The 321-nt window shown below is 42.7% G+C and carries 1 pseudogene; it reads left to right on the forward strand.

Annotated features, from left to right (window positions below):
* Positions 1 to 197, forward strand: a pseudogene (locus IQR33_RS17045) (peptidase); the annotation flags it as partial.
* Positions 198 to 321 lie beyond the last annotated feature (124 nt).

Genomic DNA, 321 nt, shown 5'->3' on the forward strand with positions numbered 1-321 from the left:
CACCCGTCGTACAGTTTGGCGTTATCAACTACCCAATGGTAAAACTGGGCCTGTGTGGCGGCGTAACAAATTGCGTTTACGGCACGACAACGGAAGTGTACCCAGACAGCCCAACAGTGACCGACGAAGAATGTAACGATGCGCAAGTCTTCGCTATTGTGGGTGGTCTAGATTACCTAAAAAATAAGCTTGTATAACCCGAACTAACAGCGCCTTGCAATATAAGTTCGTATAACTTTTTAGCACAAAAGCTTGCAATCTTTCATATGAGATACATTTCAACATTAACAAATGACCACATTAATATGGCTACTTCTGAAG

This window comes from Vibrio sp. OPT46 (genome assembly GCF_015163535.1).
GTDB classification, from domain to species: Bacteria; Pseudomonadota; Gammaproteobacteria; order Enterobacterales; family Vibrionaceae; genus Vibrio; species Vibrio alginolyticus.